This window comes from Bradyrhizobium sp. LMTR 3 (genome assembly GCF_001693485.1).
GTDB lineage: Bacteria > Pseudomonadota > Alphaproteobacteria > Rhizobiales > Xanthobacteraceae > Bradyrhizobium.
The window spans coordinates 1-20925 of the sequence record NZ_MAXC01000009.1 but is presented as its reverse complement, the minus strand read 5'-3'; the positions used below and the strand labels follow the sequence as shown (position 1 = coordinate 20925).

The following is a 20925-nucleotide window of genomic DNA, read 5'->3' as shown; positions in this document are numbered from 1 at the left end:
ATAACGGGGAGAAGCCGCGCCGAATCTCCTACGCCGCCTTCTTGCTCTCCGCGAGACTGGCGAGCCGCCGCAAGATCTCGGTCGTACCCATCAGCCGCTCCTCAGGCGTCTTCCATTGCTGCAGGAACACTACCTTCATATCCGGCCGCACCTTCGCGGCCTGACCGTGCTGACGGATAAAAGCGACGAGGCGATCCGGCTGGGCAAAGCTGTTGTCGCGGAACGAGATCACCGCGCCCTTCGGGCCGGCGTCGACTTTCTCGACATTGGCGCGGCGGCAATAGGCCTTGATGGCCGCGACCTTGAAGAGATAGCGGACTTCGTCCGGCAGCACGCCGAAACGGTCGCGCATCTCGGCGGCGAAATTGTCGATCTCCTCGTCGGTATCGAGATCGGCGAGCCGACGGTAGAGCGACAGCCGCACCGAAAGATCGTTGACGTAATCCTCGGGGATCAAGACCGGCATGCCGATGGTGATCTGCGGCGACCAACGATCGGCGGCGGGTTCAGCCACGCCGGCCTTGAGGTTGAGGATCGCCTCCTCCAGCATCGATTGATAGAGCTCGAAGCCGACTTCCTTGATGTGGCCGGACTGTTCTTCGCCGAGCAGATTGCCGGCGCCGCGGATATCGAGATCGTGCGAGGCCAACTGGAAGCCCGCGCCCAGCGTTTCCAGCGACTGCAGCACCTTCAACCGTCGCTCGGCCTGCGCGGTGATCTTCTGCTGCGCCGGCAACGTGAACAGCGCGTAGGCGCGGAGCTTCGAGCGCCCTACCCGCCCGCGCAACTGATAGAGCTGCGCAAGGCCGAACATGTCGGCGCGATGCACGATCAGCGTATTGGCGTTCGGAATGTCGAGGCCGGACTCGATGATCGTGGTCGAAAGCAGGATGTCGTATTTGCCGTCATAGAAGGCCGATATGATGTCCTCGATCACGGTCGGCGGCATCTGGCCGTGCGCAACCGCGACCTTCATTTCCGGCACGTTCTTGTCGAGGAAGTCCTTGACGCCGGCAAGGTCCTCGATGCGCGGCACCACGTAGAACGCCTGCCCGCCGCGGTAGCGTTCGCGTAGCAGCGCCTCGCGGATCATCAGGGGATCGTGCGGCGCCACGAAGGTGCGCACCGCGAGGCGATCGACCGGGGGCGAGGCGATAATCGAAAGGTCGCGCACGCCGGTCAGCGCAAGCTGCAGCGTCCGCGGGATTGGCGTCGCGCTCAGCGTCAAGACATGCACCTGCGCCCGCAACTGCTTCAGCTTTTCCTTGTGGCTGACGCCAAAGTGCTGCTCCTCGTCGACAATCAAAAGGCCCAGATCCCTGAACTTGATCGACTTGCCGAGCAGCGCGTGGGTGCCGACCACGATGTCGACATTGCCCTCGGCTAGCCCCTTCTTGACCTGCGTCAGCTCCTTGGCCGGGATCAGGCGGGAGGCCTGCGCGACGTTGACTGGAAAACCTCTGAAGCGTTCGGCAAAATTCTTGCTGTGCTGGCGGGCAAGCAGCGTGGTCGGCACGACGACGGCGACCTGCTTGCCTTCGAGCGCGACCGCGAACGCCGCGCGCAACGCCACCTCCGTCTTGCCGAAGCCGACGTCGCCGCAGATCAGCCGGTCCATGGGACGGCCGGTTTCAAGGTCTTTCAGCGTGGATGTGATGGCGCCAAGCTGATCCTCGGTTTCCTCATAGGGGAAGCGCGCACAGAATTCGTCATAGACATGCGGCTGCACCGGCATTTTCGGCGCTTCGTGCAGTTGCCGCTCGGCTGCGATCTTGATCAGTTCGCCGGCGATCTCGCGGATCCGGTTCTTCAGCTTGGCCTTGCGCGCCTGCCAGCCGCCGCCACCCAGCCGGTCCAATTCGACATTGGCGTGGTCGGAGCCGTAGCGCGACAGCAGCTCGATGTTCTCGACCGGCAGGAACAGCTTTGTTTCGGCGGCGTAATGCAGTTCGAGACAATCATGCGGCGCGCCGCCGACCTCGATCGTCTGCAAGCCGACAAAGCGCCCGATGCCGTGCTCGACATGCACAACGAGATCGCCGGTCGAAAGGCTCGTGACTTCCGAGATGAAATTGTCGAGCTTGCGGCTCGATTTGCGCTGGCGCACCAGGCGGTCGCCGAGGATGTCCTGCTCGCTGATGACGGCGAATTCGTCGGTCTCGAAACCGCTCTCCATGCCGACCACCGCCAGCATGGCCTCGTTGCGTGGCGTCGCCTGCACGGTACGCCAGGCGTTGACGGTGGTGATATTGGCGAGCTTGTGGTCCCGCAGCATGCTGCCCATGCGGTCGCGCGAGCCTTCGCTCCACAGCGCGATCACCACCTTCTTGCGCTGCGCCTGCAAGGCCAGCACATGCGCCACGACAGCTTCGAACACGTTGACGGAAGTGTCGGCCCGCTCGGGCGTGAAATTGCGGCCCTGCCTTGCGCCGGCGTCGAACACGTCCCCGGCCCCTTCCGGCACCGCAAACGGCGTCAGCCGCGCCAAGGCGGCGTCGCTCAGCCGCGTCGTCCACTCCGCTTCCGTCAGATAGAGCCGATCCGGAGGTAACGGCTTGTAGATCGCACTCGATCCGGGATGTTCCAGCGCCTCGCGCCTGGCCTCGTAATAGTCCGCGATCTGCTTGAAGCGTTCGCGCGCGGCGTCCTCGCCTTGCGGTTCGATCGCGATCGGCGCACCATCGAGATAATCGAACAGCGTATCCATCCGCTCCTGGAACAACGGCAGCCAATGCTCCATGCCCGGATGGCGGCGGCCTTCGCTGACGGCCTCATAGAGCGGATCGTCGCGCTCGGGTGCGCCGAAGGCTGCGACATAGCCCATGCGAAAGCGGCGGATGGTTTCGGTGACGAGCTGGAATTCCGAGATCGGCACCAGGTCGAGCGCGCGCATGTCGAGTAGCGTGCGCTGGGTTTCCGCATCGAACGTGCGGATCGATTCGAGGGAATCGCCGAAGAAGTCGAACCGTACCGGCTGGTCGAGCCCGGCCGGAAACAGATCGAGGATGCCGCCGCGCACGGCGTACTCGCCGGGCTCGCGCACGGTCGAGGAGCGGTTGTAGCCATTGTGCTCCAGCCAGGCGACGATCGAATCCATCGGCACGACATGACCGGGCGCGACCGACAGCGCCTGCGCCGCTACCACCTCGCGCGCGGGCACGCGCTGCACGACGGCGTTGACGGTCGTCAGCACGATCAGCGGCTTGTCGCTGCCCTGCAGGCGCGATAGCCGCGCCAGCGTCGTCAGCCGCTGCGCCAGGATGCCGCCATGCGGCGACACCCGATCATAGGGCTGGCAGTCCCAGGCTGGAAATTGCATCACCGGCAGATCGGGCGCAAAGAATTCCAGCGCCCGCGCCAGTTGCTGCATGCGCGGACCATCGCGGCAGACCACGGCAAGGCTGACCGCCGGCGGTTTCGGCTTGGCCGCGACCGCACGGGCGAGGTCGGAGACGACAAGCCCCTCCGCGCCCTCGGCGACATTGGCAAACGTCAGGGCGCGGCCGGGAGCCAGCAGCGCGGCGGGCGATTTGACGGGCGCTTTCATGCGTCGTGATCCACGGCGCGAAACGCCTTGATACGGTCGAACAGCGCGGTCGCGTACTCCGGATCGAGCGGCTTGTCGCCGGTCAGCGCGGCATAGAGGTCGGGATCGGGCACCTCGATCAGGCGTTCCAGCTCGGTCAACTCGTCATCGCGCATGCCCGATATCTCGGCATCCGCAAAGCGCCCGAGGATGAGGTCCATCTCACGGGTGCCGCGATGCCAGCAGCGAAATAAAAGCCGCTTGCGGCGGTCATCGAGGCCACCGCTCGATCGTGTCGTACCCGTCATTTCCCTGATCCCATCCGAACGCCAAAAGCCCGGACGTGCCGGGCCGGGTTGATATAGCGGTCGAGATGACCAATGTCAGCCCCAACAGTTCCGTGAATTACCGCTACGGTGTCGTTGCCGGGCTTGACCCGGCAATCCATCATCTTTTCAAGAGTGATGGATGCGCGGGTCCCGTCTCCGCCAAGGCTTCGCCGGACCACGAGCGCGCTCGGCCGCCGAACCCTTGGCAAAGGCAGCAAGCCCGCACATGACGCACTATGCGCGACGAGAGACCTGATGCGCCCCACCCTGCTCAATCCCTTGTTTGCGCCGGTTACGAGCCTGCCTGGCGTCGGGCCGAAGCAGGACAAGCTGTTGCGCTATCTGCTCGACCGCGATGAGACCCCGCGGCTGGTCGACCTCTTGCTGCATCTCCCGGCCAGCGTGATCGACCGCCGCGCGCGGCCGAAAATCCGCGAGGCGGTACCGGGAACCGTGGTGACGCTGGAAGTCACCATCGACCGCCACCGGCCGCCCCCGCCGCGCAATGCTCGGGCGCCCTACCTCGTCTATGCCTCTGATGATACCGGCGACGTGGTGCTGACGTTTTTCCGCGCCAAGCCCGGCTATGTCGAAAAGCTGCTGCCTGTCGGCGAGAAGCGCTACGTTTCGGGCACGCTGCAGATGTATGACGGCATCCCGCAGATCGTGCATCCCGACCGCGTCGTCGACGAGGCGGGATTTGCAAAACTCAGCGGTATCGACCCGGTCTATCCTCTCACTGAAGGTCTCGCGCTGGGTTCGCTGCGCCGGGCGATCGCGCAGGCGCTGCAGAAGCTACCTGAACTGCCCGAGTGGATCAGCCCGGAAGTCTTGCGCCGCTGCAGCTTCCCCCCAGTTCGGGAAGCGCTGAATCGCGTGCATGTGCCGGTCGAGCTCACGGACATTTTGCCTGATGGCCCGTTCTGGTCGCGGCTCGCCTTCGACGAGCTGCTCGCCGGCCAACTGGCGCTGGCGGTGGTGCGCGCGCAATTGCGGCGTCCGGCCGGCGACCGCAACGCCGGCGACGGTCACCTCCGACACAAGATCATCGATGCGCTGCCCTATGCGCTCACAACCTCGCAACGCGCGGCGGTGGCCGCCATCACCGAGGATTTGCTCCAGCCGGTGCGGATGTTGCGGCTGCTGCAGGGCGACGTCGGGTCCGGCAAGACGGTGGTGGCGCTGCTCGCCGCGACTGCTGTTACCGAGGCCGGCAAGCAGGCGGCGCTGATGGCGCCGACCGAAATCCTCGCACGCCAGCATATCAAGACCATCGCGCCGCTGGCCGAGCGCGCAGGTCTTCGTGTGGCGATCCTGACCGGCCGCGAAAAGGGCAAGGAGCGGCGCGAGATTTTAGCGCAGCTCGAAGCCGGCGAAATCGATTTTCTGGTCGGCACCCACGCGCTGATCCAGGACGATGTGACCTTCAAGGCGCTGGCACTGGCGGTGGTCGACGAACAGCATCGCTTCGGCGTACGCGAACGTCTCGCGCTCACCAACAAGGGCGAGGCCGTCGACGTGCTGGTTTTGAGCGCAACGCCGATCCCCCGCACGCTGGTACTCACCTATTTCGGCGACATGGACGTCTCCGAGTTGCGGGAAAAACCGGCCGGCCGCCAGCCGATCGACACCCGCGCGGTTCCGACGAGCCGCCTCGATGAAGTCGTCGATGCCGTCGGCCGCGCGCTGAAATCAGGCAAGCTGGTTTACTGGATCTGTCCGCTGGTCGAGGAATCCGAGGCCGAGGGCACGGAACATCTCACCAACGCCACCGAGCGTTTCGAACGGCTGCAGAAGCGCTTTGGCGACCGCGTCGGGCTGGTGCATGGTCAAATGAAGGGCCCGGACAAGGATCGCGTGATGGCGCAGTTTGCCGCCCACGAGATCGGGCTCCTGGTCGCCACCACCGTGGTCGAGGTCGGCGTCGACGTCCCCGCGGCTACCATCATGGTGATCGAAAACGCCGAGCGCTTCGGGCTCGCGCAGTTGCACCAGCTCCGCGGCCGGATCGGCCGCGGGTCGGAGTCCTCGACCTGCCTGTTGCTCTACAAGGAGCCGCTCGGTGAGATGTCGGCGGCGCGGCTGAAGGTGATCCGGGAGACCACCGACGGCTTCAGGATCGCGGAGGAGGATCTCAAACTGCGCGGCGAAGGCGACGTGCTCGGCATCCGCCAGAGCGGCCTGCCCGGCTATCGCATCGCCCGCTCCGACGTGCACGGCCAGCTCATCACGCAGGCGCGCGACGAGGCGCTGCGCATCATGAAGGACGATCCGAAGCTCAAGGGCGAGCGCGGCGAAGCGCTGCGCTGTCTGCTCTATCTGTATGAGCGCGATGAAGCGGTGCCGCTGATCGGCGCGGGATGACGTGCAACCGTGGCAATACGAAGCCGGTAGTGCTCGGCGCCATCGACGATCTTGTCGAGCAGCGCATCCAGCGCCCAGAATTTGTCGCGGATATCGAAGGTGACGGCGCGGCTGTCGGTGCAGGAGAACGTGCCGAGACGCTGGTGGTAGAGCTTGGCAAGCTTCGGGTAGCCCATCGGTTCGGCCATGGCCGACAGCGCGAGGTAGACGGAAAGTTCGTCCGCCAGCGCCGGATGATAGGCATGTTCGGTCATCAGCCACTTGTAGAGATCGGGATGAAAGTTCGTGAATACGCCGGTGAAGCCGCGTGAACCGGCTTTCAATGCATCAAAGGCAATCGCCGCATTGGCATTGACGATGGCAAGCGGCGTGCCCCTGGTCAGCGTCACGCGGCGCTTCACCGTTTCGAGGTCGCAGGACACGTCCTTGAGGATGACGAAGCGGCCGGTATTGGCGCAGAACGTCAGCTCGTCGTCGGTGAGCAGACGGCGATAGGGCGCCGGGCATTCGTACAAACCAAGGGGAATTTGCTTCGGCAGCCGATCGAGCAGCCAGCTCAAGTCGTCGATGAACTTAGCTCCACCTTCCTGCCTGGCATCGAGACGGTTGGTGACGAGCACCATGCCGTCGACACCGGTCGCAGCAATCGCGGTCAGCTCGGCAAGCTGGTCGTCCAGGCTTTCGCTGATGTGACCGGACGCGATCACCGGGACACGGCCGGCTGCGGCGTTCTTGACGAAAGCAGCGAGCGCAACCCGTTCGTCGAGCGTGAGAAACTGCATTTCGCTGGACTGGCAGACCGCAAACAGCGCGTCCGAGCCATTGTCGATGTACCATTCCACCAGCCGGCCTAGGCCGGGATAATCGATCTGGCCGCTTTCGGTAAACGGCGTGATCATCACCGGAATGATGCCTTCGATCTTCTTGGTCATGATGTCGGCCTGTCTATCCGTCATTGCGAGCGCAGCGAAGCAATCCATTCTTTATGCCGCGAGATGGATTGCGTCGCTGCGCTCGCAATGACGGCGGAGGAACGTCGCGCGCCCTACTCCACCTTCACCTTTGCGGGAGCCGGCTTCATCCCGGTCGCCGAATTCGCCACGCGCGCCGCGTTCGCCATGCCGGCCAGCGCGGCGTTGCGCTTCTGCGGATCGGAGCCGGGCTGCACCACGCCGGCCGACATGATCAGCGTCGCGGCGTCCTCGGTCGTCATGTCGACTTCGATGATCTTGCTCTTCGGGACGTAGAAAAAGAAACCCGTGGTCGGGTTCGGCGCGCAGGGCAGGAACACCGAGATGTGCTCTTCCTGGCCGGGAAGCTGGCTCGCCACATTCGCACTCGGCGGCTGCGAGATCAAAACGATCGACCACATGCCGGGCGAGGGAAATTCGACCAGGCCGACCTTGCGAAAGCTCGACCCCTTGCCCGAGAACAGCGTCTCGAACACCTGCTTCAGGCCGCGATAGATCGCGCGCACCACGGGCATGCGGCCGAGCAGCCGCTCGCCGAGGTCGACCAGCGTCCGCCCAATCAGGTTGGCGGTGAGGAAGCCCAGCATCGTCAGCGCGAACACCGCGACGATCAGCCCGGAACCGGGCAAGCCGAACGGCAGATAGGTTTCGGGCCGGTAGATCGTCGGCACGAAGGGGCGAACCAGGTTGTCGACCCAGTTCACGAACCACCAGGTCAAATAGAGCGTGATGGCGACCGGCCCTGCGACAATCAGTCCGGTCAGAAAATAGTTCCGGAAACGGGCCATTAGCCCGGCGTGGTGCGCCTCCGGCAGGGGTTCCTCCGGGGACGCGGTCGGGGGTAGTTCTTCGCGGTTCATCGTGGTTCCAGGTCAGGGCGGCCGAACTCGACATTCGGGCGCGATCGGACGCAAAACCGGGGTCCACTTTTGCTGATCGCGCCTATGCCAGCTAAGCCATCCTAGCAGGTTTTTGAAGGGCCAGCGTGACAGCCGATGGTCTTGACTATTCGACGGTTACCGATTTCGCGAGATTTCGCGGCTGATCCACGTCGGTGCCCATCACCACGGCGGTGTGATAGGCCAGGAGCTGCACCGGGATGGCATAGACCATCGGGGTGAATGCCGACGCCATGTCGGGCAGCACGATCGTGACCAGAGAATCGACGGTGGCTTCCGCCGCCCCCTTGGCGTCGGTCATCAGGATGATGTTGCCGCCGCGGGCCGCGACTTCCTGCATATTGGAGACCGTCTTCTCGAACACCCGGTCGAACGGCGCGATCACCACCACCGGCATGTTCTCGTCGATCAGCGCGATCGGCCCGTGCTTGAGCTCGCCGGCGGCATAGCCCTCGGCGTGGATGTAGGAAATTTCCTTCAGCTTCAGCGCGCCCTCCAGCGCCAGCGGATAGCTGGTGCCGCGGCCGAGATAGAGCACGTCCTTCGATTTCGAGATGTCGCGCGCCAGCTTTTCGATCTGGGGTTCAATGGTCAGCGCCGCCGCCATCAGGCGCGGAATCTCGACGAGGCCGTGGACCAGCTTGGTCTCGTCTTCGTCAGATAATTCGCCGCGCGCCTTGCCGGCGGCAACCGCGAGCGAGGCTAGCACCATCAACTGACAGGTGAAGGCCTTGGTCGAGGCGACGCCGATTTCGGGACCGGCGAGCGTCTGCAGCACGGTTTCGCTTTCGCGCGCAATCGTCGAGGTCGGCACGTTCACCACCGACAGGGTGTGGGCGCCCTCGGCCTTGGCATAGCGCAGCGCGGCCAGCGTGTCCGCGGTCTCGCCGGACTGCGAGATGAAGATCGCGAGATCGCCCTTGCGCAACGGCGCCTCGCGGTAGCGGAATTCGGAGGCGATATCGATTTCGACCGGAATACGCGCCAGCCGTTCGAACCAGTATTTGGCGATATAGCCGGCAAGGTTCGCGGTGCCGCAGGCCGTGATCGAAATGCGCTGGATGTCCTTGAAGCCGAACGGCAGCTTGACCGGCAGCATCACGCGCTCGCTCGCCATGTCGACGTAGCGCGCCAGCGTGTGGCCCACCACTTCCGGCTGCTCGTGGATTTCCTTGGCCATGAAGTGGCGGTAGTTCGCCTTGTCGACCAGCGAGATCGAGGCGCTGTGCTTGACCGCATCCCGATGAACGATTGCGTTGGTCTTGTCGTAGACGGTCGCGCCCTTGCGCGTCAGCACCACCCAGTCGCCGTCTTCGAGATAGCTGATCGTATCGGTGAACGGTCCGAGCGCGATCGCATCCGACCCCAGATACATTTCGCCGTCGCCGTGACCGATCGCCAGCGGCGGGCCGTTGCGGGCGCCGATCATCAGATCGTCGTCGCCAGCGAAGATGAACCCGAGCGCGAACGCGCCGCGCAGTTCCGATAGCGCCGCCCTCACCGCCTCGACCGGCTTGATGCCCTTTTGCAGGAAGCTGTCGACGAGGTGGAGAACGATTTCGGTATCGGTTTCGGTCTTGAAGACCGCCCCCTTCTTCTCGAGCGCCTCGCGCAACTCGCGGAAATTTTCGATGATGCCGTTGTGAACCACGGCGACGCGATCGGTCGCGTGCGGGTGTGCATTGTTCTCGGTCGGCTTGCCGTGGGTCGCCCAGCGGGTGTGCCCGATTCCGGTGTGCCCCTTGAGCGGTTCGGCATCCAGCCGCTTTTCGAGGTTCTTCAGCTTGCCCTCGGCGCGGCGGCGCGCGAGGTGATCGCCTTCCAGCGTGGCAACGCCAGCGGAATCATAGCCGCGATATTCAAGGCGTTTGAGTGAATCTACCAACAGCTCCGCGACCGGAGCGCGTCCGAGAATGCCGACAATGCCGCACATGCGGTTCAATTTCCCCAAATCGACGAGTAGCGTCGCAACCCGCTAGTCTCTTAGCGGCAATGGCGGGCCGGCAGATACTCAATAATTGTTGCGTATTGAGACAGTCTTAGGCGGAAAGCTTAACGGACCGCCTAACCAGGGATTAGTCTTACCCCTCATGGTGAGGAGTGCAAAGCGCGTCTCGAACCATGAGGCCCCGACTGTGGCCCACATCCTTCGAGACGCCCGCTGCGCGGGCTCCTCAGGATGAGGGTTTGACGGTTATGACGCCGCAAGATTAGCCCTCCATCCGCCGGACCTGCAGAATACGGATCCGCGATCTCGCGGCATGATCTGCCCGAGTTTGTATCGTTTGCCCCCATCGAAATCTGAGGGCGCAGGGAAGACCGGGTGCGCGCCGCACCCGCGGTCTCGTGTGCAATTATGCGCAAAAAGCACGCACACGAGCATACAGGTTCGGCGGGAGCATCCCGGCCTTCCCCTGCGCAATGGCTTTACGGCTTATAACGTGCTCTCCCCGGCGAACGGCTCTTTTGCCACCGTCGCCCCTGAGAAGCTTGGCTTGAAGCTTGGCTTCTCCTGGGAACTTAATGCCAGCACCGCGACATCAGGACCACACGACTTCGCCGTACGCTTCCGGCGCGTAACGTCTTGCGCGCCATCGGCGTCCATCGCATCCCACCGCGCGTTCGTGACGTTCGCGAGCGCCCCTCATCTTGCGGTGAGACGAGCGGAGTTATGCCGCTGATTTGGCTCGGAACGAAAGCAGAATATTTTTGATTCTGGGGCTTGACGTGATTTCGGAAAATCAGAAGTGATTTGCCGTCGTACCAATTGGTCGCAGCCATACGCGGCAATCTTTTCTTGCTCTGTCAGGCAAATCAGCCGGCAGTCGCGCTATGCCAGATGGAGCCATTGCGAGAGTCTGGCCCGGCGCCTGGTCTTTTAGCCATAGTATCTCACCGAGATACGAAAACATTGCAATACGTATCTCCATGAGATACGTATTGCCCATGATCAGGAGCTTCAAGGGGAAGTTTGCCGAGCCGATCCTTCAGGGCCGTATCATCCCGAAGGGTTTCCCGGCAAATCTCGCCAAGGTAGCTCGCCGCAAGTTGATCATGGTGGACGCCGCCGATTTTCTCGAGGCGCTGAAATCGCCGCCGGGCAACCGTCTTGAGCGGCTCAAGGGCGACTTGGCCGCCAAGTACTCGATCCGCATCAACGATCAATGGCGGATCGTATTCCGATGGACTGATTCAGGTCCCGAAGACGTGGAGATAGTCGACTATCATTAGGAGCTTGCAGATGGCAAAGAAACTTCCGCCGATTCACCCCGGCGAAATCCTGCGGGAAGAATTTCTCGTTCCGCTTAAGCTGACGCCCTACGCCGTCGCAGCGGCGCTGCACGTGCCGCGCACCCGGATCGAACGCATCGCGCGCGAAGAAAAGCCCATTACGGCCGACACCGCGCTGCGGCTCGGCAAGTTCTTCAAGACCGGCGCCGCGTTCTGGATGAACATTCAGGCGCGCTACGATCTCGAAACCGCCGAAGACGTGCTAGCGCCACAGATCAAAAAGATTGCGTCCTACGAGGCAGCGTGAGGGCAACGGCTAGTGCACTTAACTAAACGACAATGTTTAGTGCACTGTCACCGTACTTCGGGGGAGAGTGAGGCCCTCATCTCGGCATCCGCGCATCGCCGGCACATCCTATCGAACGAAGCGCTGCCCGCGGTCGACTGGCTGAGCGTGCAATGAGGCCAGGTGAGACAACCTAGCTGGCCCTTGATATGTTCATGGCTCGCTCAACTTCGTCCGCAAGCTGGTCTAAGCGGCGGTGCAGTCAGTCGAACATTTCTTGCTTCGCTTTGTCCGTAGCAAGGTCACGGACCAGCGCGGCCTCGGCCGCGTTCTTCCGTAGCCCCTCTAGGGACGCTCGATAATCCCGCATCTTGCCCTGGCTTACTTCTTTTGACAGCCCGCGAGATCCTCCAACTCCTTTGGAGGCTGAAGACCCGGAGAAGTCAGCCATTTATTGATATGTGCAGCCCTCTCTGCTTGTTGGGCTCGCCGCAATAGCAGTTCTCGGGCCGTGCCAGGAGGAAGTTCTCTTGCCGCTTCGCTAAGGCGTTGGGCCTCCTCGGCCAATCGTTCTTCGAAGGTTTTCTCGTGCTTAAAACGGCGACGCTTCTGCATGCACTGCTCCATTCCGTAAGAGGGGGCGGCAACGGGCGTTCTAATCACCGATAGACACCAAAAGCCGTGCGATGACCGGTCAACGTTATCCCGTCATGCAGGTTCAGTCTGTTAAGCAAAATCTTAATGTGTCCAATGAGTTACCGGAGATTTAGAGGGATTTGGCGGCTGAACGCTGTAAGACCCCTAATTAGTCAGGAACGTTTTTGCTGCTTTGTATTTCTAATGAGTAAGTTTTCGCACCACGCGGAGGAGGACGATGGGTGTACTCAACCGTCCAGAACGCCTTCAGGTCATGTTGAAGCCGTCCGAATTGAAACTGATCGACAATTGGCGGTTCTTGAAGCGTATGCCGAGCCGCGCATCAGCGGTGCGAGAATTACTCAGGCGCGGATTGGTGGCCGAGGGTTTCGAAGTGGCGGAAGACGGTTCTCACTCAAAAGATTTCGGCTTGATCACGGCTGAGCAGCCAAGTGCAAAAATACACATCGTTAGCCCGAAACGTTCGCCGTCACGCGAATAACTGAGCGCCTTCATGCGTGAAGGTCACGCGGCGAGATGGAGTCTGGAGTGCATTGCGCGCCTGCCCCCTGCTGGGTTGCCGTCAGTCCATCTTGTGATTTTCCCAGGAGGAGCCTCCACGATGACCATCACCATCACCGCCTTTGAACGTTCGCCCGACGGCGGTAAGGGACTGGCGCGTGACACGCGCGTTCGCTGGGCGCTTGAAGAAGTGCGCCAACCTTACGAGGTTCGCCTTGTTTCGTTCCGTGCGATGAAGGAGCCGGCGCATCTGGCGCTGCATCCCTTCGGCCAGATTCCGACTTATGAGGAAGGCGATCTCGCCCTGTTCGAGACAGGAGCGATCGTCTTCCATATCGCCCAACGCCATGCGGGCCTGCTGCCGGATGATGCCAATGCCCGGGCGCGCGCGATCACCTGGATGTTCGCCGCGGTCAACACAGTGGAGCAGCCGATCCTTGAACGCGAGACCGCCAGGCTCCTTGAGGGCGACAAGCCTTGGAACAAGGAGCGCATGCCTCTGGTCGAGGATCGTGTGCGCAGCCGGCTGAACCAACTTTCCGCTCGCTTGGGCGATGCCGACTGGCTCGACGGCGCGTTCAGCGCGGGCGACCTGATGATGGTGTCGGTGCTGCTCAGGCTGAAATCATCGGGCATTCTGGACGAATACCCAAACCTGGCAGCCTATCTCACCCGCGGCGAAACGCGGCCTGCCTACAAACGGGCTTTCGCCGCTCAATTGGCGGTCAACAAGCCGTCGACCGGCTAGTGAGGTCCGGTCTGGGCTCGAAGTCGTCATCCGAGTTTTCGTTCAGTGTATGGGTGCTGACCTTGGCTCGCACAGCGAGAACGACAGGTTAAATGCACTGTCAACGTAACCCCGATGAGGCGGCCTCATTCATTTCGGGTCCCCTTGCCCTCGCCTTCCGGTTGCGATTGGATGAACCCAGCCGGCTGAAGGAAACGGAGGAAGGATTGAGTGAGCCGATAAACGATCTCGCGAAAGCACGCTCAGCATGAGCAGTGACGTCATATTTCTCTATGACCAGGTCATCGAATGCATCAGCAGACTTCACGCATTCTGCTCGGTGAAGGAGCGAGATCTTGGGGCTGACGCCGATGTCGAAAGCGACATCGATGCTGTAACGGAGCTTTTGGCGAGGCGAGATTTGCTAACTTTTGCCGCATCGACCCGCAATTTCGCAGAAGCCTGCAAAGCAGTTAGCGATATGCGCTCCATTGAAGTTCCTACCTGCAAACTTCTCCCGCCACCCGTCAGGCCCCCGTTCTTCATCGAGACGGAAGAAACAATCACGTTGTATCAGACGCTGAGCAGAATACTCCACTCAACCGCAGTAACGATATGCCGGTCCGTACACGACTACGAACATCTGCTTGTGAGTTCAAACGAGGAACTCTTGGAATTGATCGGCCAGCGTCGCGGAAAGACTCTCGAGCGATCTGAGCCTCTTATCCTCTTAGAGAGCGGCAAGAACGACCCCTTCACATTACTTCGCGTGCGTTCGATCGTGCTGAGGTCGTGTGCGTTCCTGAACAATCTATCGGATAGGCTTTCAAAGGACCGAATATTCCTTCAGCGCGATTATAGGGACCTCTGAAACGGCTGAGGATGCCGCGCCCTACGAAAAGGCAATCGCAAGACGAAAAGCTTAGCACAATCCGCCGCCCTATCGATCGGATTGAAAGCTAAAGGGAAATGCCAATGGCGAGACACTCGATAACATGCCGCGCTGCGAGCGAAGAACACCACACCGGAATTTTGGCGGTCCTTGAAGAAGCAGCACCAGAAATCCCTGTTGATCTCAATAGCGCCGACAAACAAGAGATTATCAAGGCAATTATTTTTCAGTGCTGCGGAAGCGGAAATTCGTTGGTCGCTGTAGACGCAAAAGGTGCAGTTGTGGGCTTTGTGCTAGCAAAACCTGGTTTTCACGAGTTTCAATGCTATTTCAATGCGATACATCGGTGTGAGCAAGGCGTCGCGTAATTCTGGCATTTTCGCCGAACTCATCAGGCTAATGATGGCCAAGGGCGTAACGCTGACCGCCAGCGTGTTGCAAGGCAATCAATCGCATATGGCTAAGCGACTCATTAATCTCAAGTTCGCGGAGAATGGTTCCGATAACGCCGAAACCCAATTAAAATGGACACCGCCAAATCCTCGGCCGGATTAGTAAGTTGTTACTGTAATCAAAGCCTTAGCCCCAGAGGTGAGTATACTGGAGAAGAAATGAGCGAACGCCGCTTCACCACCGCGCACTATGCTGCGATCATATCGACGCTCGCATTCGCAATTTCTGCCGGCAGCCTGATCTATGCGAAGCGCTCCTACGATCTCAGTGTTGCTAGAGATCAGCGCGAATTGATGGACAAGAAACCAGCCATCGACGTTCAAATGCGTCCCGCCGGTGTCAGCACCTTGTTCGTGACAATCTCAATAACAAACCGGGCGGATGTCAACATATCGCCGTTGGATATCGTGGCGGTGCCGTCCGTTGAGGCAGGCGAACTGTATTTCGCAAACGATCGTCAAAGTATCGATAAGTTGAACTCGTCGCTGAGTTTGACACCCATGGGCACCATCGCTCCAAAAAATACCGGCACGATGAAGGCGACATTGTCCGGAGTGACTGACGGGAAGACCGAACAGTTCCGGCCAGGGCTCGAGCTGGAATTCTCAGTCCGAACGCGCTTGGCAGATCAACAAGATACTGTTGAGCATTTCAGTGTCGTACGGCGAATTTTGGCCGCGGCGGACAGTCCGCCACTTCGGCCAACGCCGGAGATGTTCGTCACCGCAGTCGTCGAGGCACAAAATGCTCATAGAAACCGGCAGATGTTGTTTTACGGTCTAATAATATTGGGCTTGGCAGCTTTTCTCATGCTGATTTTCTACCTTTGGCGTCGTCTCAGACCAAGGATTGCTCTCAAGCTTGGAAGACATTTGCCTGCCCCCAATTCGGAAGGCGCGAAGGACAGCGTACCTTTGTGCTAGAGCGACTGAATACTCCTTGCCCACCCCAACTCCTAGACAGACAACAAACGTGAGCGACGAAGAGACAGTCTTAAGCGGAAAGCTTAACAAGTCCTGCGCTTAACCCTCCTTCATCTTCGTTTCGTGGTAGTCGCTTCGCCGTCGCAGGTATCAAGATCAATCTATATCTACGTACCGCCGGGCTCGAACGGACCCGGTTCGGAGAAGCCCTCGATCGATTCCACCTTTGCGTAGTTCTCGGCGATGCTCTCGGGTGTCAGATGTGGATCGTAGAAGCCAGGTCCCATGACGATAGCGATTCGTTGGATTGCTCCGGCTGCGACGTTGTAGATGCGGTTCGTCTCCGAACAAATATCGCTTGCCAGCCAGACGATCGCTGGCGCAACAGCCTCAACCGGCATGGTGGCTTTTCCATCCGCTTCAGCCAAGCGGGATCCCGCGGCCGGGTGCATCCTCGTGTACCCGACTGGCGAAATGGTGTTCACGAGAATGCCATGCTCAGCACCTTCCATTGCAAGAATGCGCATCAATCCGACTACTGCGCACTTGGCCGCCGCATAGGTGGCTTGGCCACGTAATCCGAACAGGCCGCTGACGGACGTCGTGAGGATAATCTTCCCGTAGCGCTGTGCGACCATATGCGGCCAGGCAGCCTTCACCGTGTTAACCGGCCCACCGAGATGCACGCGCCAATAGTGATCGAAATCCTCAAGCGTGGCGTCCTCGAATAGCTGGCTTCCGCAGATGCCAGCGTTGTTCACGAGAAGGTCTATTCTTCCGAAATGCTCGATGGTCGTCGCGATCAGGTCACTGCCACCTTCAGGGGTGGAAACATCGCTGTCATTCGCGATTGCCTCGCCTCCACGTGACCGGATGAGGTCGGCCACCTGTTCCGCTATCGTGGAGTCCTTCCCGAACCCCGATACGTCGCTCCCCAGGTCGTTCACCACGACCCGGGCACCGCGTTCGGCGAGAAGTTCGACGTATGCCCGCCCCAGCCCGCGGCCTGCCCCGGTCACAACCGCGACCTTCCCCTCCAACGAAATTCGCTCAGTCATCTCGCTATCAAAGCACTCCGCCCCCCACACAGGTGCGAGAGTGCGGTTCCAACGGCACGACAGTGCGCGCCCGTACTCTTCCGGATAGACGGTTCCGAAATCCGCATCAGAATAGCCGCATTGCAGCGGCGCGGCATAATTCACCTAGTATTTGCGTATCGCCCGGCAGTCCGAAATGGCTGCCGGGCTTTTGCTTGACTACTTGTCAGGCTGCTCCAGGGCCGCTTCCAATTCTGTGACGATGTCGTGTAGGAGCCCAATTGCGAGCGGGTCAGTGACCTCGCGCTCCATTGCGCGGAAGCGCATCACCCGCTCTTGAAGCTCACGCTGTTCCCTCTCGTCGTCCATGACGCGCTCCGCACTTGAAGCATGACGCCGAACGAGACCGATGGTTGCGGGGAACTTGAATAAATATTCATCAAGGTTAAGGCGCTTCCTTCGGCGTCAACCGAGGTGGCCTGTAGCTTGATTACTCTTGGTTAGATCGATTTGGCCGCAGACTTGCCTCACCCTCTCCCGCTTGCGGGGAGGTCGGCGCGGAGCGCCGGGCGGGGGCTCTCTCCACATGGGGAGTGTCGAATGTGGAGACGCCCCCACCCCAGCCCTCCCCCGCAAGCGGGAGAGGGGACGCCAGCCGGGTTGCAGGTCAAATACCGAACGAGTGCCTCATCTGCCTCAGCATCGATATGGAGGCGTCGGTATACCGACCATGGGTGAGATACTGGTCTAGCTGCGACGCACAAAGCAGCATCAAGGCTGCCATCACAAAGCCTTTGAACATAGTGGGCCTCTCCAAGGGAAAGAGACCGCCAACCGGGCCGGTCGGGTTAGAGCCTTTCGGAATTCGCTGTCGCCGATCGCGACCTATCCGCAATGGCGGAATGCTGGCACCAATTGGTAGCCAAATTGCTAAACCGTATTGCTAAACCGCGCTGCATTGCCGTTGCGGAGGGTTTCGCTGATGTCCGCAACGTGCCGGGCTATTCAAGGCACCGAGAAGCCGCGGCGTACTGGATCCCCGCCGGAGCCTGTCATCGGGCTTCGCCGAAGGCGAGACCCGGTGGCGGGGATGACAGTCGAGTGTGCGCTGCTATCTCTCGCCTTAACAACCCCTCGCGCTCATCCCTCTTTCGGCTTCTTCGCCCGCAACTTCATCTCGCGGTAGCGCGCTGCCCCGCCCTCGCGGTTGCTCTGCGGGCTGCGCTCCACGGCCATCGCATCGTCGGGGACGTCCTTGGTGATGACCGAGCCCGAGCCGATATAGGCGCCGTTGCCGATTTTCACGGGCGCCACCAGCGATGTGTTGGTGCCGACGAAAGCGCCCTCGCCGATCAGCGTCTTGTGCTTGAAGAAGCCATCATAGTTGCAGGTGATGGTGCCCGCTCCGAGATTGGCCTTGGCGCCGACATGGGCGTCGCCGACATAGGAGAGGTGATTGACCTTGGCGCCCGCTTCGATCGTCGCGGCCTTGGTCTCGACGAAATTGCCGATCCGAACGCCGTCGCCGAGCGAGGTTCCCGGGCGCAAGCGGGCATAGGGGCCGATGGACGCCTTCTTGCCGATTGAGGTCTGCACGATGTGCGAGAACGAATGGATCACCGCGCCGTCGGCGACGGTGACGCCTGGGCCGATCACCACAAACGGTTCGATCGTGACGTCGTTGCCGAATGTCGTGTCGGCGGCGAGATAAACGGTCTCCGGCGCGATCAGCGTCACGCCGGCGTCGAGCGCCGCCTGGCGCAGCCGCGCCTGCAGCACTGCTTCGGCCTCCGCAAGCTGGGCCTTGTTGTTGATGCCGCGCACTTCGTCCTCGCTGGTTTCGATCACGACGGCCTCCAATCCCATTTCCCTGACGATGGCGACGGCATCGACCAGATAATACTCGCCCTTGCTGTTGGCGTTGCCGATCCGGTCGAGAATTTCCAGCGCGCGGCGGCCGTCGAACGCCATCACGCCGGCATTGCACAGCGTGACCTTGCGCTCTTCATCTGTCGCGTCGGCATGTTCGCGGATCGCTACCAAGCGGTCGCCGTCGAGCAGCAACCGGCCGTAACCGGTCGGATCGGCGGCGCGGAAGCCGAGCACCGCAAGCGCCGCGCCTTTCTGCAGCGGCGCGCGCAGCCGGGCGAAGGTCTCAGCCGAGATCAGCGGCGTATCGCCGAACGCCACCAGCAAATCATCGGCGCCGCGGGCGATCGCCTCGCGGGCGGCCAGCACGGCGTGCGCGGTGCCGAGCCGCTCGGCCTGAACGAAGGTCGCAGCATCCGCGCGGACGCGCTTGACCTCCTCGGCGACCGCCGTGTGGTCCGGCCCGATCACGACCGCGAGCGAGGCGCCCGTGCCGTGCGGGGCCGCATCCAGCACATGCGCCAGCAGCGACTGGCCGGCGACCTGGTGCAGTACCTTCGGCAGCGCGGATCGCATGCGCGTGCCCTCGCCGGCCGCAAGCACGACAGTCAGGCTGGATCGAGCGGTCATTCTGGTCCTCAGGGACAACAAGGTTGCGCCGGCCGTCTTTAATTGTTTTCCACTGGAGATCAAACCGATTCGCTGCCCCGAAAATGTCCGGATTCAAGTGGGCAGCGCATTTCCTGTTAATGTTTACTCCGTGATTCGGCGGGCCTTGAGGAGGGCCGAGGGCGTTTGGCCAAAAAACCCGACCATCTCGCAGACTTCGAGGCGGATGACAGCGGCGGTGTGCTGAGCAACCTGCTGGCCGACGAAGATGAACTCGACCGCCGCGCGCTGTGGCGTCTCGGATCTTGGGGCGTCGGCGCCACGGCTGCCGTGATTCTGGCCGTAATGGCCAACCAGTCGTCCCTTGGATTGAAGCGCGAGCAGGTCGCCGCCGCTGATATCACCCGGCAGGCGCAGCAAATTCAGCTCGTGGCCAAGGAAACCCAGAAGGAAACCCAGAATGAGGCGCGGCGGCTCGCCGCCGCCATCGATACGCTGAACGGCGATCGCGACCGGCTGTATTCCCGTATCACCAGCCTGGAGCAGGGGCTCGAATCCGTCACCGGGGCCATCGCCCGCCAGGGTTCCGCGCAGGCGTTGCCGCCTGCTGCAAATGCGGAACCGCAAGCCGCCGCCCAGAAGCCGGCATCGCCAAGCGTCGCGCCGGTAGCGACCGCCCCGGCCGCAGCGCCCGTCGCCGACAAGCCCGCTGCGACCGCCGAGGCAGGCCCGGCTCCGGTTTCGCCTGCGGCAAAGACCGACGCAGCCAAAGCAGAGAGCGCCAAGCCGGAAACGGCCAAGGAAGCGGCAAAGGCTGAGATGGCAAAGGCCGACGCGGTTACGCTGGAGCCCGCCACGCCACCAGTGGCCGCACAGTCGATGATGGACACCGCCGCCGGCAAACTGATCGAGCTGGGCAAAGGGCCGAACCCGGTGATCGCAAGCCCGATCCCGGATGTCGTCGCGTCGGCGCCGACCGATGCGGAGGCGGATGAAGCCGCCGGACCAAAAGTATCGCTGCAGCGGACCGAGTTCGGGGTCGATCTCGGCAGCGCCAATTCGGTGAACGGCCTGCGCGCGTTGTGGCGCGGGCTTTTGAAATCGAGATCGAACGCGCCGCTGACGGCACTGCGCCCGATCATCGTCGTGAAAGAAGGCACCAACGGCCTCGGCATGCAGCTTCGCCTCGTCGCCGGTCCGCTGAACGACGCCGGCGCCGCCGCCAGGATCTGCGCAATTCTTGCCGAAAACAGCCGTCCTTGCGAGACCGCGATCTTCGATGGACAGCGGCTGTCGTTGAACGATCCGCCGCCTACTGCCGCCAAGCCTGCTCCGCGCCGGCGCGGCGTCGCCAAGCAGTCGGCGGCGACAGTCGTTGAGGAGGTGGCGAAGAAGCCGGAGCCGCCACCGGAGCCAACGCAGACGACATTTTCGTCCATCTTCGGCAGGAAGAACCAACAATAGAGCATGATGATTCTTGGTTAGATGAGTTGGCCGCAGACGCGCTTTACCTCTCCCGCTTGCGCTACGGGATCCCCGAAAGTGATTCCCCGGATTTTGTGAATGTGATTCAAGGCCTTTCGACCTATTTTGGCGGGAGGCATGCGATGTCTTTTGGCGATATTCGGGTTGCTGAGCGTGCTGATTGGCT

General features: G+C 61.6%; 17 protein-coding genes. 9 read left to right on the top strand and 8 right to left on the bottom strand.

Going from position 1 to position 20925, the window contains the following annotated elements:
- Nucleotides 1-28: 28 nt before the first annotated feature.
- The gene (mfd, locus tag LMTR3_RS07655) at nt 29-3547 is read right to left on the bottom strand and encodes a transcription-repair coupling factor (protein ID WP_065744488.1); all 3519 of its coding nucleotides are present in this window, start codon (nt 3545-3547) and stop codon (nt 29-31) included.
- Nucleotides 3544-3834, bottom strand: coding sequence for an FAD assembly factor SdhE (locus tag LMTR3_RS07650; RefSeq protein ID WP_065744487.1), 291 nt, complete (start codon nt 3832-3834; stop codon nt 3544-3546). Before LMTR3_RS07650 ends, mfd begins: the two co-directional genes overlap by 4 nt.
- A 276-nt stretch (nt 3835-4110) precedes the next feature.
- Here LMTR3_RS07650 and recG point away from each other — a divergent pair, with 276 nt between their 5' ends.
- Nucleotides 4111-6219 carry an ATP-dependent DNA helicase RecG gene (gene recG, locus LMTR3_RS07645; protein WP_065744486.1) on the top strand — a complete coding sequence of 703 codons (2109 nt, stop codon included), beginning with the start codon at nt 4111-4113 and terminating at the stop codon, nt 6217-6219.
- Here the strand turns inward: recG and LMTR3_RS07640 are convergent.
- The 3 genes from LMTR3_RS07640 to glmS form a co-directional block, all read right to left on the bottom strand.
- The gene (locus LMTR3_RS07640; RefSeq protein ID WP_065744595.1) at nt 6171-7151 is read right to left on the bottom strand and encodes a dihydrodipicolinate synthase family protein; all 981 of its coding nucleotides are present in this window, start codon (nt 7149-7151) and stop codon (nt 6171-6173) included. The genes recG and LMTR3_RS07640 overlap by 49 nt on opposite strands.
- 113 nt (nt 7152-7264) lie before the next feature.
- Entirely contained in the window at nt 7265-8050 is a 786-nt protein-coding gene (locus LMTR3_RS07635; protein ID WP_065744485.1) for a DUF502 domain-containing protein, read from the bottom strand.
- Nucleotides 8051-8195: 145 nt separating this feature from the next.
- Complete coding sequence (glmS, locus tag LMTR3_RS07630; protein WP_065744484.1) at nt 8196-10022, bottom strand: glutamine--fructose-6-phosphate transaminase (isomerizing); 1827 nt, start codon at nt 10020-10022, stop codon at nt 8196-8198.
- A gap of 1013 nt (nt 10023-11035) precedes the next feature.
- On the opposite strand from glmS, the gene LMTR3_RS07625 reads away from it, so the two are divergent.
- From LMTR3_RS07625 to LMTR3_RS07595, 7 genes are all read left to right on the top strand, one after another.
- On the top strand, nt 11036-11320 hold the full coding sequence (locus LMTR3_RS07625; RefSeq protein ID WP_065744483.1) for a type II toxin-antitoxin system RelE/ParE family toxin: 285 nt from the start codon (nt 11036-11038) through the stop codon (nt 11318-11320).
- Between the two features lie 10 nt (nt 11321-11330).
- On the top strand, nt 11331-11627 hold the full coding sequence (locus tag LMTR3_RS07620) for a HigA family addiction module antitoxin (protein WP_065744482.1): 297 nt from the start codon (nt 11331-11333) through the stop codon (nt 11625-11627).
- Between the two features lie 853 nt (nt 11628-12480).
- Complete coding sequence (locus tag LMTR3_RS36100; protein WP_084029467.1) at nt 12481-12744, top strand: hypothetical protein; 264 nt, start codon at nt 12481-12483, stop codon at nt 12742-12744.
- A gap of 120 nt (nt 12745-12864) precedes the next feature.
- Nucleotides 12865-13512: a glutathione S-transferase family protein gene (locus LMTR3_RS07610; protein ID WP_065744481.1), complete on the top strand. Its 648-nt coding sequence runs from the start codon at nt 12865-12867 to the stop codon at nt 13510-13512.
- Nucleotides 13513-13759: 247 nt separating this feature from the next.
- Nucleotides 13760-14362, top strand: coding sequence for a hypothetical protein (locus LMTR3_RS07605; protein ID WP_065744480.1), 603 nt, complete (start codon nt 13760-13762; stop codon nt 14360-14362).
- Nucleotides 14363-14466: 104 nt separating this feature from the next.
- On the top strand, nt 14467-14751 hold the full coding sequence (locus LMTR3_RS37350) for a hypothetical protein (RefSeq protein WP_141686510.1): 285 nt from the start codon (nt 14467-14469) through the stop codon (nt 14749-14751).
- A 243-nt stretch (nt 14752-14994) separates the two neighbouring features.
- The gene (locus LMTR3_RS07595) at nt 14995-15759 is read left to right on the top strand and encodes a hypothetical protein (RefSeq protein ID WP_065744478.1); all 765 of its coding nucleotides are present in this window, start codon (nt 14995-14997) and stop codon (nt 15757-15759) included.
- Between the two features lie 167 nt (nt 15760-15926).
- Here LMTR3_RS07595 and LMTR3_RS07590 read toward each other — a convergent pair whose 3' ends face one another.
- The 3 genes from LMTR3_RS07590 to glmU form a co-directional block, all read right to left on the bottom strand.
- A complete protein-coding gene (locus LMTR3_RS07590; RefSeq protein WP_084029466.1) occupies nt 15927-16961 on the bottom strand; it encodes an SDR family NAD(P)-dependent oxidoreductase in 1035 nt (344 codons plus the stop codon).
- Nucleotides 16962-17015: 54 nt separating this feature from the next.
- The gene (locus LMTR3_RS38345; RefSeq protein ID WP_176721834.1) at nt 17016-17165 is read right to left on the bottom strand and encodes a hypothetical protein; all 150 of its coding nucleotides are present in this window, start codon (nt 17163-17165) and stop codon (nt 17016-17018) included.
- Between the two features lie 771 nt (nt 17166-17936).
- Nucleotides 17937-19295, bottom strand: coding sequence for a bifunctional UDP-N-acetylglucosamine diphosphorylase/glucosamine-1-phosphate N-acetyltransferase GlmU (gene glmU / locus LMTR3_RS07580; protein WP_065744476.1), 1359 nt, complete (start codon nt 19293-19295; stop codon nt 17937-17939).
- A 165-nt stretch (nt 19296-19460) separates the two neighbouring features.
- Between glmU and LMTR3_RS07575 the strand changes: the two genes are divergently transcribed.
- A complete protein-coding gene (locus LMTR3_RS07575; RefSeq protein ID WP_065744475.1) occupies nt 19461-20738 on the top strand; it encodes a hypothetical protein in 1278 nt (425 codons plus the stop codon).
- Nucleotides 20739-20925: the final 187 nt, after the last annotated feature.